We start from the raw sequence: 14602 nt of genomic DNA, 5'->3' as shown, positions 1-14602 counted from the left end.
GGTCACACTCCGGTCGTGTAGGGGCGGGCCAGGCGCAGCGTTGCCGTTTCGGGCCGGTCGCCTTCGGCCGGGTGGAGCGTCCAGGCGACGATGCGGCACCAGCCGTCGTAGTCCGTCCACTGGTCATGCAGGGTCACCCGCACGTCGTCCCCGATCTGCCACGACCCGATCGGCGCGGCGGGGTGGTCGATGACGGTGATCTCGTCGATGGCTGCGGTCTGCTGGCGGCGTTCGCGTTCCGCGCGGGCGAGCTGCGCCAGGGTGTCCTTGTTGGTGATCGACGGCCGGTCGAGGACGGTCTCCATGCGCAGCCGCCCGTCGCGGACGGCGTCGGTGGTGCGCACCTTCGCTGAGCCGTCGCCGGCCCCGAGGGCGATGACGACCTGCGCGAAGTCGTCGGCGTGGCTGGGCACCGCTACGGGCTCGGCGATGTTGACGCCGCTGCTGAACGAGATGTCGCGGCGCCGGGCGCCCAGGCGTGGCCAGGCGACGGTGATGTGCCGCTCGGGCCGCTCGCCGTTCCAGGTGACGGTCTCCGTCCACTCCGGGCCCCGGTCCAAGCCGGTCGCGTCCCGCAGCACGGAGGACAGCGCGGTCGCCTCCCACTCCTTGGTGCTGTAGGGGCGTTCGGTGGTGCCGAGCCGCACCGGGGAGCCGCCCGGCGGCAGGTCGACGATCACGCCGAGGTCGCCGTCGGGCTGCTGCTGGCAGTACTCCCAGGTGTGGCCGATGACCGTGCACGGGTCGGTGCCCGGGTAGGGGCCGCGTCCGCCGAGGTCGCCGTGCAGGTCGTGCCGCTTGGTCAGGTAGGACGAGAACCCGGAGGCCGCGATCGGGTACTTCTCGTCCTCGGGGGTGGTGTCCCAGATCAGGCCGCCCCACATCAGCCGCTGGTCGCGCTCCGCCCACAGCAGCGTGGTCCCGCCGTCGGCCTGCCGCGGTGCGAGGTGGGCGAACTTGGGGGCGATGGTGGCGTGCATCGAGCCGGGCCCGCACAGCTCCGGCCCGAAGGAGACCCCGGACAGGGGGAGGTCCCACGCCAGGACCTCCCCCGTCAGGGCGTGCGTGGTGAAGTACCGGTAGGCGGGTGCGGGCATCAGAACGTGCCCTCGATGAACTCGACGTCGAAGATCAGCGCCGTACTGCCGGACACGTCCGCTCCGCCGTTGGCGTTGTTGTATCGGCCGCCCTGCAGCCTCAACTCCTGCGTCTTGCCGCGGAAGTCGGGCGACAGCCACGGCGAGTCGGACGCCATGACGGTCGTCTTCGACATGTAGGTGATCGTGTCCGTATCGACTTGGTATTCGGTTCCGATCCAGCTGCCCCACTTGAGGCGCACCCCGAAGAACGTCTCACCCCAGACCCGCACGCCCGTGAAGGAGGCAACGAGGTTCGCGGTGGTCGCCCAGGCCGGCACGTCGGTGAAGACGCGGCCGTTCGGCGGCCAGTCGTCCTGCCACACCCCGGCCTGAGCAGGCAGCGTGACGTACGGGAAGCCGTTGATGGACTGGATCTTGCGGTCGCGGCGCGGGTTGGCGATCTTCCGCAGGTCGGTGATCATCGCATCCGTGACGGTGGCGGTGTTCGGCGGCAGCGCGACGCGGGCCAGGACGATGCCGGTCATGCCGGGCGGCAGCGTGGTCTGGTTCGCTGACACGCCGGGGATGACGGTGAAGTACACGATGTCGTCGCTGGCTGGGTTGCGGTTGCCTTCGAACTCGGGGTCCTCGACTCGCTGGACGATGAGGTCGGTGCGGCCGGTGCCGGCGGTCGCGGCGATTGGCACGATGGCGTCGCCGAGGTTGATCGCCGTGTAGGAGCCCTGGCCCCAGGTGGCGCCGCGTACCACGGAGGAGCCGTTGCCGACCCGCACCCCCGCGCCGGGGGTGGACATCTGGCGGACCTTGAGGTCGCCGCCCTCGGTGATGCCCTGGCTGCCGCGGGTGGACGCCTGGGTGGCCATGCGGAAACTGCGGGCGGTGTGGACGCCGCCGGTGACCATCAGCGGCGGCTGGATGAGCGTCATGAGCTGGGGTTGTCCTTACAGAGAGGTGTAGGCGTCACGCCACGTGACGTTCAGGCGGGCGGTGTTGGTGGAGTCGACGGCGTCCCAGCGGATCTCGGAGCGGCCGGGCGGGATCGCGAACTGGTCCAGGCGGCTGGTCCTGGACAGGGCGGTCGCAGCCGACCCTTGGCCGCCGTTGCGCAGCACGGTGCGGGTCCCTGGCCTGGTCTCGATGTCGATCCACTCGCCGGCGCCGAGGACCAGCGTCGGGAAGTCCAGGACGGCGCCGGGGATGCCTTCGAGCCACACCCGGGGGGAGACGACCGGGCCGCTGATCCGCACGGTCGGCCACGAGCGCCGGTTGCCCTGGTTGACGGCCCAGCCGGGGCGGCTCTTCGGGTCGGAGGTGCCGCAGGTGACGGGAGTACGGACCGGCGCGGTGAAGCCCTGCTGGCGGGTCGGCGACACGTCGAGGGACAGCGTCACCCCGGACGGCTGGTCGGCATACCAGACCGGGTCCAAGCCGGAGAACACCAGCTCGATCGGCAGCCAGCCGTACGGCGACCGGGCGACGCTGACCGCCTCCGCGCTGGTCACGCGCCCGTACTGGCGGCGAACCGGCTGGCCGGGGCGCTTGATCCGCAGGACGGCCGTCGCTCCGGGGGTGAGCCGGGTGTCGGAGTCGGCCAGGCGCTCCAGGGCGGCGAGCAGATCCAGGCCCGCAGCGGGATCGCCCGGGGTGCGGATGCCGGCGGTGAAGCGCAGGATCCGCGCGGCCAGCAGGTCACGGCCCGGGTAGACGCCGTCCTCTCCGGGGATCGGCGCGTCGGGGGTGCGCTTGCTGGGCGTGCCCAGGCCCTGCACGTCCTCGACGAGGACCGGCGTTCCGTGGCCGACCACCACGCCGTCGATGTCGAACTGCCAGTCGTCGAGCTGTAGCTGGGCGGCCATCAGGCGCGCCCTCCCCTCTTGAGGTGGCGCAGTCGTCGCATGACCGCGTCGGCGACCTGCTCGCCGGTGATGGTGGAGCCGGACACGGTGATCGGCATCTCGCCGACCAGCGGCGCCGGCGCGGCGGCTTCGCGCACGATCACGGTCGTGGCGGGGGCGCGGCCGGGCAGGTAGCTGGCCGCTCCCCGGGCCGGGATGGTGGGGCGGGCGTTGACGATCGCCCCGGCGGCGAGGTGCAGGCGCCCGGCGGCGCCGTACAGCACGGTGCCGCCGAACCGACGCGCCGTCTCCTCCAAGATCGCCTTCGAGCGGACGCGCTTGGACGGGGCGAGAGGGATGTACGACTCGCCCATCGTTTCCGGCTCCGCCATCACTCTCCAGGTGCCGGCGGGCACGATCTCCGCGATATGGTTCTCGGGGCCGCGCGGGGCGCGGATGCCGCCGTTGGCGTAGAACTCCATGATCCCGCCGTTGGCCTTCCGCGCGGCGAACGGCGAGTCCCACGCGCCGCCGTTCCAGTTCGCGGCGCCCTGCGGGGTGAGGACCACCGGCACGTCGATCCGCGACGGGGCGTTGACGTTGACGTTGATCGTCTTCTGCCCGGGGATGTTCTTCACCGACGCGCCGATGGAGTTCAGCTGCGCCTCGACGGCCGCCATGTCGCCCGACATGAGGGCCTTGGTGAGGTTGGAGGCCGCCTCGGAGCCCTTGGCCTGCGACACCTGGGCGATCAGCGTCAACATCGCCGTCCACTGGTCCTTGGAGGTGAGACCGGCCTGCTGGAACGCGGAGACGATGTTGTTCAAGTCCGGGGGCGACATCGGCGGGGAGGTCCCCCACAGGGCCTTGAGCTGGGCCATGGCCTTGTCGACGTTGCCAGCCAGCAGGGCGTCCGCAAGCGCGTTCGCGGCGTCCAGGCCGCGCGCGGACGCCATCTGGTTGATCAGGTCCAGACCACTGCCGAGGTCTGCCTGCGCGGTCGTCGTCGCGGCCTTCACCGCCGTCGACATGTCGGTGATCGCCATCTGCTGCATGATCCGGCCGAACGCGCCAACGTCGCCCGTTTCGGCGGCCACTGCCCACGCCCTCGCAGTCTCCTGGCCGTACTTGGCGGCGATCTGCGGGACCTGCTCCAGGCCGACCCGGTACGCGGCGGTGGAGCGGCTGGTGCTCTCCTCGATGACGGAGGTCAGCTCGTCGGCGACCTGCCCCTGCCCGTTCTTGATCCGCTTCACGAGTTCGTCGAGCATCCCGGCGGAGCTCACGCCGAGCTGCGCGAAGTGGTCGACCAGCTCCGTGTGCCCGGTGACGGCGAGTTCGGACAGGTTGTGCTGGAAGTTGCGCTGCGCCTCCAACTGGCGGCGCAGCTCGCCCATGTAGTCGTCCAGGCCCGCCCGGGTGACCTTGGTCAGGTCGGCGAGCTGGTCGGCGGCACCCTTCTTCCCGGCCTTGAGGTTGTTGACGAGGTCGTGGGCCATGCTGGCGGAGGCGTCGCCGAGCTTCGCAAAGTGGTCGGCGAGCGGGGCGTACCCGCGCGCGGTGAGCTCGTCCAGGTCGGTCTGGAACTGGCGGGCGGCCTTGCCCTGCTCGGTGAGCTTGTCGATGTACCCGCTGATGGACAGCTTCGACACGTCGATCTGTGCGGCTCCGGCACGGCTGGACGCCGTGACGCGGTCCTGGGCGGCCTTCCACGCCTCGGCGGGCTGCACGATGTCCCCGAGCGCCTTGCCGAGGGCCTTCATCTCGTCCGAGTACTTCGGCTGGCCGTTCTTGTCGGTCGGCAGCGTCAGGTCCGGCGTCCACGCGGCCATGTTGGCCTGCACGGAGCCCTTGACCTTGGCGGTGACGAGGTCCATCGCCGTGGCGTTCTCCGCGTCGGCCTTGATCGCGTCGTCCCAGGTCTTGCGGCGCTGGGCGAGGATCTGCTTCGCCTTGTCGAAGCTCGGGTCGAACGCCATCAGGTCCTTGTCCCAGGACGCAGCCTTGCCGAGGTCGAGCTTGTCGTTGAGCTTGGCGAGCTTGTCGCCGCCGTCCATCAGCCCGTCGATGACCTCGGTCATCTCCAGCCCGGCGGCCTTCAGCTTCTTCATGTCGTCGCTGTTGGCCAGCGACTCGGCGAGGGCGCGCATCCCGGCGCCGACGTCGTGCTGCTCGCGTTCGGCGCGCAGCGCGGCGGTGAGGTCGTCGGTGACGGCCTTGGCCTTCTGCTTGCTGGCCGAGTAGGCGGCGTAGCCGAGCACGCCGATGGCGAGGATGCCGGTCAGGCCGGACACGGCCAGGCTGGTGCCGCGCAGCAGCGCGGGCAGGACCGCCCCGCCGGCCTGCGCCTCGGCGGCTGCGGCGCGGAACGCGACGAGCTGGGAGGAGAGTTGGGCGACACCGGCGCGGGTGACCAGGGCTACGGCGCCGAGCGCGACAAGCACGCCGACGCTCGACTTGACCGGCCCGGGAAGGTCGTTGAAGGCGTTCGCGACCACGGACGCGTCCTGCGCGAGTTCCTGGAGAACGGGCAGCAGGCTGCGGGCCACGTCCATGCCTGCGGCGGCGGCGCGGTTCTTGAACAGGTCGAACTGGCCGCCGGCGGTGTTCATCTGGATGGCGTACGCCTTCTGGGTGGCGTCGGCGCGCTCCACGGCGGAGGTGATGGCCTGGTAGGTGTCTGCGTAGTTCTGGCCGTCGGCGGCGGCCAGAGCCAGCGCGGCCCTGGTTGCGCGAATGTCCTTGAACAGGTTGACAGTTGCCTCGGCCTGGCCGTGCGTCGCCTGGTTGATCTTGCCCATGACGACGAACAGGCCGTCCTGCTGCACGGCGCTGGACGCGGACTCGTACCCAAGGTCGTGGATGAGCCCGGCCAGGTCCTTCGTCGGCTTCATGAGGCGGGTCATCAGCATGTTGAGGCTGGTGGCGGACTCTGCCGCGGGGATGCCGGACAGGGTGATCGCGGCGAGCGCGGCCGACACGTCGTCGAACTTGATGCCTGCGGCAGCTGCCATGGGGACCACGTCGCCGAGCTGCTGCGCCAACTCCTGGAACGAAATGACACCCTTATTGACGGTTTGGAACATAATGTCCATGACGTCGCTGGCCTTCGACGCGGGCAGGCCGTAGGCCTTCAGCACGCCGAGCAGCGCCGTCGCCGCAGTCTCGGTGGTCGTCAGGCCGGCCGAGGCGCCCTTCGCGGACACCTCCAGGATCTGCATGGCCTCGGCGCCGTCGAACCCGGTACTGACGATCTGGTACAGGCCCTGCGCCAACTGTGATGCGGTCTGCGGCAGTTCAGTTGAGAGGCGGATGATCTCGTTCGTGAACGCGGCGACGTTGCTCCCGTTGATCTGCTGCGAGATCGTCAGCACGTTCGCCATCTCCCGCTGCAGGGAGATCGCCCCGGCGAGACCGGCCGCGAGGATCGCGCCCAGCAGCACCCCGCCCTTGACCAGGCCGGACACCCGGGCGGCCGTGGCGGCCTGGGCAGCGGCAGCGGCCTCGGTCTGCGCGCGGCCCAGTTCGATCGCCGCAGCACCGGCCCGGCGGGCGGCCTGCTCCTCCGTCGCGGCGAGCGACGCGCGGGCTGCGCTCGCGGACGCGGCGGCCTGCGCTGCGCCGGCGCTGGTGCGCTCCGAAAGGGCGGCAGCCCGCCCGGCGGCTTCCTGAGCGGCAGCCGCGCGGGCGGCCTGAGCGACCTGCGCCTCACCGGCCCGGGTCGCGGACTCCGCCGCAGCGGCAGCGGTGCGCTGCGCCGCGACCGCCCCCGCGCCGGTCGTCTCCTGCGCGCGGGCGGCCATCGTCTGTGCGAGTTCCTGTGCCCGCGCGGCGCGGGCCGTCGCCTCGATCGCCGCCGTCTGTTCGGCCTGCGCCCGGGCGGCGGACTGCGCCGCGACGACCTGCGCCCGGCCCGCGCGCTCCGCGGTGGTGGTGGCGGCCTGCTGCGCGGCGGCGGACTGCTCCACCGCCGCGCGCACCGCCTGCTGGGAGGCGGTCGCCTGCTCGGCGGCGGCGGCCTGCGCGCGGCCCAGCCGCACCGCAGCCGCCTCCAGCCGCTCCAGCTCCGCCCTGGTGGACGACAACTGGCCGTCGAACGAGCGAAGTTGCTGCGCGCCTCCGCGCAGCCCGGTCGTCAGACCGGCCAGCCCCGCCTGGAGCTGGACGTACAGGGTGTAGGCGCCCGCCACCGGGCTGCTCCTATCTGGGCTGCGCCAGCCCGATCTTCACCCCGCGCCCTTCGGTCCCGTCCGGGACCTGCTCCTGCTCCATCTCGATCAGCTCGCAGCCCAGGCAGCGGTGCGTCTGCGCGACGTATGCGTGCCGGTCACCGCCCTGATCCGGGTCCCACTCCTGCGGCCGGGTGCCGCATCCCTGGCACACGTCCCGCTGGTGAGCCGCCCACGCCAACGCCTTGTCGCGGTCAAGCGCCGTCCACCGGCCGGTGGCAGCTCCCATCAGCTGCGAGTGCGGGATGTGGTACCTCTCGCACAGCTCCATCTCCGCCCGGAACCCCGGGTCGGACCTCAGCCTTTTCCCAGATCAGCCCTGGTGTGCTGGTTGACGAGCATCGCGCCGGTGAACAGCACCTTCGCGTCCGAGTCCGACCACTCGTCCAGCAGGGTCTGCGCGTCGGCGGCGCTCATGCCTTCGACCTCGACGCCCGCGGTGTCCCGCTCGACGTGGCTGGCGGCGATCAGCGCCGCCGGGAAGGTGAGCACGTTGTAGTCCATGCCCTTGTCGGCCTGCTCCTCGGTCGGGGTGTGCTCGGCCAGTAGCGCCTCCCACGCCGGCCGGGGCAGCGCCCGGAACGTCACCTCGACCGTCGCGTCCGCGAGGTGCTGCTGGGCGGTGGCGAGGAACGAGCGGGCGATGACGACCTGCGGATGGGCCTCCACGTAGGCGTCGACCTGCCCGGCGTCGACTCCGTTGCCGGCGGCGGCAGTTCGGGCCTCGGCGAGGGCCTTGGCGAGCTTGAGCTGCGCGTCGGTGACGGCGAGCTTCGCCGCATCGTCGTCGCAGATCGACACGGTTCGCTCCGGCAGGCGCCGGGCCCGCAGCTTCGCCATCTTGGCTCGCCAGTGCGCGTCCGCCGCGACCGCTGCCGCCGGCGGCTCAATGATGCTGGTAGTCATCGCCCGCCCCCTCAGCCCGCTGCGGCGGCCGGGACCGGCGCGTCCAGGGTCGGCAGATCCGAGATGGAGAAGCTGACCTTGTACTTGGCGGGCTCGGTGCCGGTCGAGTACGACGGGGCGCGGGAGCCGACCCGGACCGGGAACACGTCGAGGGACTTGGACGACGGGATGTCGCCCTTGCGCAGGATGCAGACGTAGCCGGCCGTGTCCTTGGCGAGCAGAGTCTCGATCACTTCAGAGGACAGGTCCTCGTAGAACGTCAGGCTGGAGGACGCGGCCTTGTCCTCGCCCGGGATGCTCGTCGCGAACTTGTTGCCCAGGTCCGGGGTCTCGATCGGCGAGTTTTCGAGGCTCCAGCCCTCGATGTCGGCGACCTGCTTCGACAGGTCGGTGGCGCCGACCGCGGTGAGCTCGACACGGGTCGGGATGTTGGTGGCGGCGGCGATCGACTTGAGGAAGTAGATCTTGGTGATGCCGCGGCGCATGAACCGCTGCTGCGTGGAGGCCACGCGACTCTCATTTCCGGGGAGCCCAGGACCCGGTGAAGCTTCCGCCGGAGACCCGTCTCCCCTGACGGCCACCCACAGACAGGGGGTGGTCGGGGAGTCAGCCCGTGCCGGCGGCCGGGCGTCCGTGCTGGGTCTCCACGGTGAGGGTGCTCAACCCCGAAGGGCCGTGCGGCGGTCAGCTGTCAGGTGTCGTCACGTGCAGGATGATCCGCGAGATGTAACTGTATACGCCGTTCGCGACAGTCGGCCCGTCCTCCTTGTCGATCTCCCGGGCGACGACCGTGTGCCCGGCCGCGACGATCGGCGTCGCGAAGTCGCCCTTCGCCGTCTTCGCGAACAGCGCGAGCCGGACCTTGTCGGCCATCCACTCGGCCTGCTCGGCGGTCGTCCCGATTCCGCTGACCTGGTACACCATCCGCCCATCCGCCTGGCTGTCGCCGAACGGCGGCCCGGACGCGGTGCCGCCCAGCGGGTACAGCACCGTGTACGGGATCGTGTTGCCCGTCGGCTTGTCCGCCACCGCCGGCGCTGCCCCGTACCCGCAGCTGCGCCCCGTAGCCCCGCTCAGCGCGGCCTGCACCGCCAGCGACAGGACCCTTCCCTGAACCGTCACCTACTCGTCCTCCTCATCCTCGATAGCCCCCGCGGCGTCGATCCGGCACGCAGTGACCTGCCCCGCAAGGTCCAGGTCGGCGTAGCGCAGCAGCCCGGCCCGGTCCCACATCGGCATGTCCGCTGGAGACGCCTCCACGTACAGGCCCAGCTCGCCGGACACCTCGTCCACGACCTCCAGCACCAGCAGCGCCCTGGACAGCAGCCCGGCCCCGTGCGCGCGCAGCACCTCGGCGACGGCCTGGTGCATGTCGTCGGTCAGCTGGCTCACCGCACGATCCCCTCGGCGAGCTGCCCGAGCGCCGCCACGAAGCCCGGACCGAGCCGGTCCACGGACGGGCCGACGTGCGGCAGCGGCGGCTGGTGGTAGACCCGGCCCAGCGAGTCCGCGCCGACGAATCCGAACTCCAACCTGTTCGCCTGCGGCTTGTTGGTGCCGACGACCGCCTCGACGCCGGTGGCGGCAATCCGCACTTCGGTGGTCCACGAGCGGCGGTAGTCACCCGTCGGTGCGTTCGGCCCAGGTCGCCCGGACGCCGCTGCCTTGATCGCGGTCTCCAGCAGCATCGCCTGATGGCGGACCACCCCGACGGCGGCCGGGACCAGCGCCTCGGCCTGCGCTTCGAGGCGGGCGGCGAGCACCGCGGCGTTGCTGCTCACCCCGGCCATCAGCCGCTCACCTCGCCTGGGTCGCCGGGCTGCCGCTTGCCCAGCGCCCACTCGGCGAGCTGGGTGAGCAGCGCCCGGGTGAACTCGTGCGCGCCGCCGTCGAGGAGATCGTGCCGGGCCAGGGCTGCCCGCTCCACCTCGGCGCCGTCGAGCGCGGCGAGGAACTGGGCGGCGGCCGGGCCCGGGTCGGGGTCCTCTCCGACGAGGACGCGCACAGCCCCGTCGAAGTCCGCGCCGGCAGTCGGCTTGAGGAGCAGCAGCATCTCCGGCAGCTGCCCGGCGGTGTGCCGCAGCTGGTACTCGCTGACCTGGTCGGAGACGTTGCGGCCGTTGATCTCCAGGACGGCGGCCGGGCCGGATGCCTGGATGCGGACACGCTGAAGCTCGGGAGGTATAGGGGTAGGGGTCATGATCCCCAAGGTAGGAGCCGCGACGGACATCACAAGGTTCGGCCAGTCGGGGAGCCGTTCGAGATCTTGTAGGTCCACGACGCCGACAGGGCAGGCTCCGACCGGTTCGATGACTTCTGTCAAATCCGAGCCTGCTTTCGACCTCCAGCAGTAGCCTCGCGACCGTGATGAAGACTGCCATCAGTGACGACGGGGACCCACGACAGCCGTCGGTCACTACCGGGACAAGCAGTGGGGCTTCCCCGCGGCGCCCTGGCTTCCACACATGGGGCTCACCCCGCCGAAAGCCCAGGAGGTCGGTTGAGCCAGCTCTAGGCGGCCTTGGGGTGGCTGTAACCACAGGCGGAGCGGTGCTTAGCCGCTGGTTCGGAGGTACGGAGAATTCCTCAGTTCCTTCGTGGCTTCTCCCTGTAGCAAGCGGCCTTGGTTGCCTGCTGATTTTTTTCCTGATTGTTCTAATCGCTATCTCGATTCGCTCGCGAATGAGAGCAGAGGATCGCGCGATTGAGGCGGCAGGGCGCCAGGAGGCGCTCGATGCACAGACGCTGGCTGAGCTCAAGAATCACACCGAGCTGGCTACTCTCTTGGAGATCAATCAGCGGCAAATCGACCAATACCATGCCATTGCAACTGGGCAGGCGGACCGATCATTCGTGACGGCCCAGAGGGCTATGGCCTCTGGGCTCCTCGTGATCATGGCCTGCTTCATCGCTGGGCTGATGGTCCCCAGCAATGAGGTCAGGTGGTTCCTCGGAGCCCTAGGGGCAGTTGGCGCCGCAATCTCTGCCTACCTGAGCAAGACTTTCCTTTTCGTCTACAAGGAATCACAGGCACAGCTCAATCGGTACTTCGACCAGCCGGTTCTGAACGGCTACTACCTAACGGCGGAACGTCTTGCAGACGGGATTCAGGATGGCCCCCAGGGCGACATGCGCCGACGCATCATCGAGCAGGTCCTGGAGGCCAGCACTCGCGTCGGCAAGCTGCCGGAACCTGTGCCAATTCGGGCCTCTGCCCGGCGCCCCCGCAAGGTACCCACCGTCAAGGCCGACGTGCCCGCTCAAGCAACAGCTGACGACTGAGTAACTCACTCCTCCAACTCGGCGTGCAGGCAACCAGGTTCCAGCGGTCAGGCCACGGGCCTCTGACGGGAAGGTGACCCACCAGAGGCCCGGCACGGCTACGCCACCACGATCTCGTCGAGGCGGGTCACCCGGGCGACCGCGACGGTGCTCGCCTCGCCCGGGTCGAGGGCCTGCCACGTCCGCCCGACGGTGCCGGCGGTCGGGGACGCTGCGGTGGTGACGGTGACGAGGTCGCCGCGCTGCGGGGTCGGCGCCGCGAGCGGCGTGACGAGCCCGTACCAGGACGCGGTGTCCTCCAGCCACCGGCCGCCGACGAGATGTTCGACCGCCGCGAGGCCGTGAGCGGACAGCACCGCGCCGTGCCCCTCCCACACGGTGCTGGTCGGGGTCGGGCCGACCAAGCCGGTGTCCGGGTCGAGCACGGGGGTGCCCGTCGGCCGGGCGATCCGCACCTGATCGACCATCACCGTCTTCTCCAGGACCTGCCGCACCGTGTCGAGGTCGGCGGGCTGCTCGGGAGTCGTCATGCCGCGGCTCCCGTCTTGGTGATCCGCATCCACGTGGAGCGGACCACGGCGTGAGTACCGGTCTCTCCAGGGTCGAGGGCCTTGAACTCGCGGCCGACGGCCGCACCGTCGCGGCTGGCCACGATGACGATCTCGGCGCCCTCGGGCGCGACCGGCGCCGACAGCGGGGTGAACAGCGTGTACCGGCCGTCGCCGTCGTCCTTGTACGGCTGCCCTTCCAGGCGCAGCACCAGGCCGGGCCCGCCGGCGGCGCGGTGCGCACCGGGGCCTTCGTACAGCACGGCGGGCGGGCCAGGCACGTACTGGCCGGTGTTGGGGTCGAGGACCTGCGGGCCGGGCACGCTGATCCGCACGGTCTCGTCGGACAGCAGGGCCCGCTCGACGATGCCGACGACGCCGCCGGGATCGGGCATGGCGGTGCCGGAGGTGGGGGGTGGGGTGGTCATGATCCGAGCGTAGGAACCGCGACCGACAGCGTCCGGGCTGCCAGCCAGTCAGGCGGGGCCGGGGGCGAGGCGGACGAGTTCGCGGCGCACCGTCCCGTCCGGCCGGTACTCGTTGCGGTACCCGTACGGGACTGTGCTGCCGGGCAGGAGCACGACGCCTTCCTCGACGATCGGCTGCCCTGCGGCGATCGCGTCGAGCAGCTGGTCGGCGTCGTCGGGAAGTGCCGGTTCGGGGGGTCTGCGGTGTCGGCCCACGGGCATCTCCGTCCACGTGCTCAGGCGCCCAGAAACACGCCTTCAACAAACTGTTGATAACTGTCCTGAACCGGGGTTTGGGACAGTTACCTATGAGGACAGTAAACGGCCCCCACCGCACCCTCCTCCGAACCCGCCCGCACCCCCCTCAAACCACCCGGCCCGCTATCGTCGCCGCCATGACTGATCAGCCGATTCACCGACTCGGTCTCTGGCCCACCTGCGGCCACGCAGGCCCTGACGCAGGAACCTGCCTGCGCCCGCGGGGCCACCGCGAACGCGCAGACGGCACCGGCCCGATGCCGCACCGCGACGGCGAACACCAGTGGGAGGAACAGCCTGCCGCTGCCGACCCTTGGTGGCCGCCGTTCACCGACGAAGATGTCCGCGCCGAAGGGCAGTAACCCCTGACCGGCATACCCGAACGCGGGCTGCCCCTCGGCGGCTACCTCTACCCGGCGGTCTCCGAGGAGCAGCCCGGGCGTCGATGGTCACCCATGGCATTGGCGACAGATCAGCAGGCGTAGTCACCAGTCAGCAACGACGCGGACCACGCTCGCGTCTGTGGTCCGGGCATGCTCCCAGGACCACAGGAAGTAGCTGTCCTTGGCGTCCTTCGGCTGGTGGTGGCTGCGCAGGCTGCAGACGAGCAGCCCCGATTCCTCCGAGTTGAACGGCCAGCCGGACGGTTCTGGCAGTGCCCCAATCGGGGCGAACGGGTTCTTCGCGACCACGCCCACCACCCACTCGTCGTCATCCCGGCGACCAGGCTGGTGCACGAACCCGACGACGTCGAGCGGGACTCGCCGCGGCACGCACATCGTCCGGTCCACGGACTTCCCAGGCAGCGGCCGAAAGTAGCCGTTGCGGGACACGTCGAACAGCTCGTAGAGGTGCTGGAGAGGGGAAGCGTCCAGTGGAACTCCACTCAGCTGGAACGACACGTTGCAGGGGAACGCCCGCCGTCCCGGGGAACACGACAGGTCCGCTGTAATGGAGTAGAACCCGCCGTCGCACACGTCGAAGTACACGAAGCTCTCGCTGTGATGCGGCTTCTCAACCGCTGCTTCCCGCTGCTTCCAGTCTCCGAGCGCCGAGACGAATTCCTCGGCACCCACACCGTGCCAGCTCTGGCCCCACTGCTGGATGACCCACTGCGACCTGCCAGTGGTCCAGCCCATCGCGTGCAGCTCGTGCAGCAGCTTGACCACGCCCGCCTCGTCGCTGGCCGGCACCGGCATGTCTAGCGCCACCCCTACGCCCCCGGCTGGCACCCAGTCGATGTCAGGTAGCTCCAGCGAGAACGTCATCGGCGTGAAGAAGCCAGCCCCAGGGATCGCGCTCAGCGGCTCACCGTCCAACCCGACAAGCTTCATCCGGGTGACGGGTAGTTCCCCAACCGGACGACGACGCTGCTTCGTCCGCTTCGCCGCAGCGAGGCCGCCGAGGTGCAGATTGCTGTGAACGACGAGCTGTTCGTACTTGAGACTGAGCAGCCGGACCAAGTCGTTCGGGTCTGCGAGCGCCTGCCGGATGTCGGTCTCGTCGAAGACCACCACCAAGCCCTTGTCCTTGCGGGACACCACCTCGACATCGAAGCCCTTGGCGACGCCAGAGACGCTGATAAGAACACCGATTGCCGGGCCGCCAGCCCTCTCCATGCGCTCCCGGAGACCGCCCAAGGTGGCGACATCGATCGGCTTGCTTTCCCACTTCGACTCGATCAAGTACCGGGCGTCCCGCGATGACGCCATCAGGTCGGTCTGTCGGGGCTTCGCGGCAGCGGGGTTGCGCACAACCCGGAAATGCGCCCGCTGGAAGGCTCGCTCCAGAAGCTTCTCCAGCTGCAGCCCGCGGCGCTGCGGGTTCACAGTCCCAGCGAGCCCCTGAAACTCTGCGAGGAGGTCGCCCTCCCAGGGAGGCAGGATGTCTTCCAGATCGTCACCCGACGCCGATGCGGGCGCCTCGTCTTCAGCCATGGCCCGCATGATGGCCCATACCACCGACAACGGGACACAC

Annotated in this window: 16 protein-coding genes; 1 reads left to right on the top strand and 15 read right to left on the bottom strand. The window is 70.2% G+C overall.

Translation table 11 applies throughout. The features are described from left to right. Nucleotides 1-2: 2 nt before the first annotated feature. From AB0D10_RS01115 to AB0D10_RS01065, 11 genes are all read right to left on the bottom strand, one after another. Entirely contained in the window at nucleotides 3-1097 is a 1095-nt protein-coding gene (locus tag AB0D10_RS01115; protein ID WP_360249131.1) for a hypothetical protein, read from the bottom strand. Further along, the gene (locus AB0D10_RS01110; RefSeq protein WP_360249128.1) at nucleotides 1097-2026 is read right to left on the bottom strand and encodes a hypothetical protein; all 930 of its coding nucleotides are present in this window, start codon (nucleotides 2024-2026) and stop codon (nucleotides 1097-1099) included. Before AB0D10_RS01110 ends, AB0D10_RS01115 begins: the two co-directional genes overlap by 1 nt. A 15-nt stretch (nucleotides 2027-2041) precedes the next feature. Next, complete coding sequence (locus AB0D10_RS01105; protein WP_360249125.1) at nucleotides 2042-2956, bottom strand: hypothetical protein; 915 nt, start codon at nucleotides 2954-2956, stop codon at nucleotides 2042-2044. Beyond that, nucleotides 2956-7125, bottom strand: coding sequence for a phage tail tape measure protein (locus AB0D10_RS01100; RefSeq protein ID WP_360249122.1), 4170 nt, complete (start codon nucleotides 7123-7125; stop codon nucleotides 2956-2958). Before AB0D10_RS01100 ends, AB0D10_RS01105 begins: the two co-directional genes overlap by 1 nt. Before the next feature lie 10 nt (nucleotides 7126-7135). Further along, complete coding sequence (locus AB0D10_RS01095) at nucleotides 7136-7435, bottom strand: hypothetical protein (RefSeq protein ID WP_360249119.1); 300 nt, start codon at nucleotides 7433-7435, stop codon at nucleotides 7136-7138. A 26-nt stretch (nucleotides 7436-7461) separates the two neighbouring features. Continuing rightward, complete coding sequence (locus AB0D10_RS01090; RefSeq protein WP_360249116.1) at nucleotides 7462-8070, bottom strand: hypothetical protein; 609 nt, start codon at nucleotides 8068-8070, stop codon at nucleotides 7462-7464. An 11-nt stretch (nucleotides 8071-8081) separates the two neighbouring features. Beyond that, entirely contained in the window at nucleotides 8082-8579 is a 498-nt protein-coding gene (locus tag AB0D10_RS01085; protein ID WP_360249113.1) for a hypothetical protein, read from the bottom strand. Nucleotides 8580-8754: 175 nt separating this feature from the next. Beyond that, entirely contained in the window at nucleotides 8755-9192 is a 438-nt protein-coding gene (locus AB0D10_RS01080; RefSeq protein ID WP_360249111.1) for a hypothetical protein, read from the bottom strand. After that, complete coding sequence (locus AB0D10_RS01075) at nucleotides 9193-9462, bottom strand: hypothetical protein (RefSeq protein ID WP_360249108.1); 270 nt, start codon at nucleotides 9460-9462, stop codon at nucleotides 9193-9195. Further along, on the bottom strand, nucleotides 9459-9860 hold the full coding sequence (locus tag AB0D10_RS01070; RefSeq protein WP_360249105.1) for a hypothetical protein: 402 nt from the start codon (nucleotides 9858-9860) through the stop codon (nucleotides 9459-9461). The genes AB0D10_RS01075 and AB0D10_RS01070 overlap by 4 nt, the downstream gene beginning before the upstream one ends. Further along, a complete protein-coding gene (locus AB0D10_RS01065) occupies nucleotides 9860-10270 on the bottom strand; it encodes a hypothetical protein (RefSeq protein ID WP_360249102.1) in 411 nt (136 codons plus the stop codon). Before AB0D10_RS01065 ends, AB0D10_RS01070 begins: the two co-directional genes overlap by 1 nt. A gap of 482 nt (nucleotides 10271-10752) precedes the next feature. Between AB0D10_RS01065 and AB0D10_RS01060 the strand changes: the two genes are divergently transcribed. Further along, nucleotides 10753-11352, top strand: a complete 600-nt coding sequence (locus AB0D10_RS01060; protein WP_360249099.1) for a hypothetical protein — start codon at nucleotides 10753-10755, stop codon at nucleotides 11350-11352. 98 nt (nucleotides 11353-11450) lie between these two features. Here the strand turns inward: AB0D10_RS01060 and AB0D10_RS01055 are convergent, their stop codons facing one another. The 4 genes from AB0D10_RS01055 to AB0D10_RS01040 all read right to left on the bottom strand — a co-directional run bounded on the left by AB0D10_RS01055 (nucleotide 11451) and on the right by AB0D10_RS01040 (nucleotide 14562). Beyond that, nucleotides 11451-11882 (bottom strand): DUF6093 family protein, encoded by a 432-nt coding sequence (locus tag AB0D10_RS01055; RefSeq protein ID WP_360249096.1) that lies wholly within the window; start codon nucleotides 11880-11882, stop codon nucleotides 11451-11453. Next, nucleotides 11879-12328, bottom strand: a complete 450-nt coding sequence (locus AB0D10_RS01050; protein WP_360249093.1) for a DUF6093 family protein — start codon at nucleotides 12326-12328, stop codon at nucleotides 11879-11881. The genes AB0D10_RS01055 and AB0D10_RS01050 overlap by 4 nt, the downstream gene beginning before the upstream one ends. Nucleotides 12329-12376: 48 nt before the next feature. Further along, nucleotides 12377-12583, bottom strand: a complete 207-nt coding sequence (locus AB0D10_RS01045; RefSeq protein WP_360249090.1) for a hypothetical protein — start codon at nucleotides 12581-12583, stop codon at nucleotides 12377-12379. A 527-nt stretch (nucleotides 12584-13110) separates the two neighbouring features. Further along, nucleotides 13111-14562 carry a hypothetical protein gene (locus AB0D10_RS01040; protein WP_360249087.1) on the bottom strand — a complete coding sequence of 484 codons (1452 nt, stop codon included), beginning with the start codon at nucleotides 14560-14562 and terminating at the stop codon, nucleotides 13111-13113. Nucleotides 14563-14602 lie beyond the last annotated feature (40 nt).

It is taken from the genome of Kitasatospora sp. NPDC048545, assembly GCF_040651155.1.
Taxonomy (GTDB): domain Bacteria; phylum Actinomycetota; class Actinomycetes; order Streptomycetales; family Streptomycetaceae; genus Kitasatospora.
Note: the sequence above shows the minus strand (reverse complement) of the source record. Positions and strands in the feature narration are given on the sequence as shown.

What these genes read in the sequence shown, in the direction of transcription:
- AB0D10_RS01090 (WP_360249116.1), bottom strand. Translation starts at nt 8,070, where the DNA reads ATGACTACCAGCATCATTGAGCCGCCGGCGGCAGCGGTCGCGGCGGAC.
- AB0D10_RS01055 (WP_360249096.1), bottom strand. Translation starts at nt 11,882, where the DNA reads ATGACGACTCCCGAGCAGCCCGCCGACCTCGACACGGTGCGGCAGGTC.
- AB0D10_RS01105 (WP_360249125.1), bottom strand. Translation starts at nt 2,956, where the DNA reads ATGGCCGCCCAGCTACAGCTCGACGACTGGCAGTTCGACATCGACGGC.
- AB0D10_RS01050 (WP_360249093.1), bottom strand. Translation starts at nt 12,328, where the DNA reads ATGACCACCCCACCCCCCACCTCCGGCACCGCCATGCCCGATCCCGGC.
- AB0D10_RS01040 (WP_360249087.1), bottom strand. Translation starts at nt 14,562, where the DNA reads ATGGCTGAAGACGAGGCGCCCGCATCGGCGTCGGGTGACGATCTGGAA.
- AB0D10_RS01095 (WP_360249119.1), bottom strand. Translation starts at nt 7,435, where the DNA reads ATGGAGCTGTGCGAGAGGTACCACATCCCGCACTCGCAGCTGATGGGA.
- AB0D10_RS01070 (WP_360249105.1), bottom strand. Translation starts at nt 9,860, where the DNA reads ATGGCCGGGGTGAGCAGCAACGCCGCGGTGCTCGCCGCCCGCCTCGAA.
- AB0D10_RS01060 (WP_360249099.1), top strand. Translation starts at nt 10,753, where the DNA reads ATGAGAGCAGAGGATCGCGCGATTGAGGCGGCAGGGCGCCAGGAGGCG.
- AB0D10_RS01065 (WP_360249102.1), bottom strand. Translation starts at nt 10,270, where the DNA reads ATGACCCCTACCCCTATACCTCCCGAGCTTCAGCGTGTCCGCATCCAG.
- AB0D10_RS01115 (WP_360249131.1), bottom strand. Translation starts at nt 1,097, where the DNA reads ATGCCCGCACCCGCCTACCGGTACTTCACCACGCACGCCCTGACGGGG.
- AB0D10_RS01110 (WP_360249128.1), bottom strand. Translation starts at nt 2,026, where the DNA reads ATGACGCTCATCCAGCCGCCGCTGATGGTCACCGGCGGCGTCCACACC.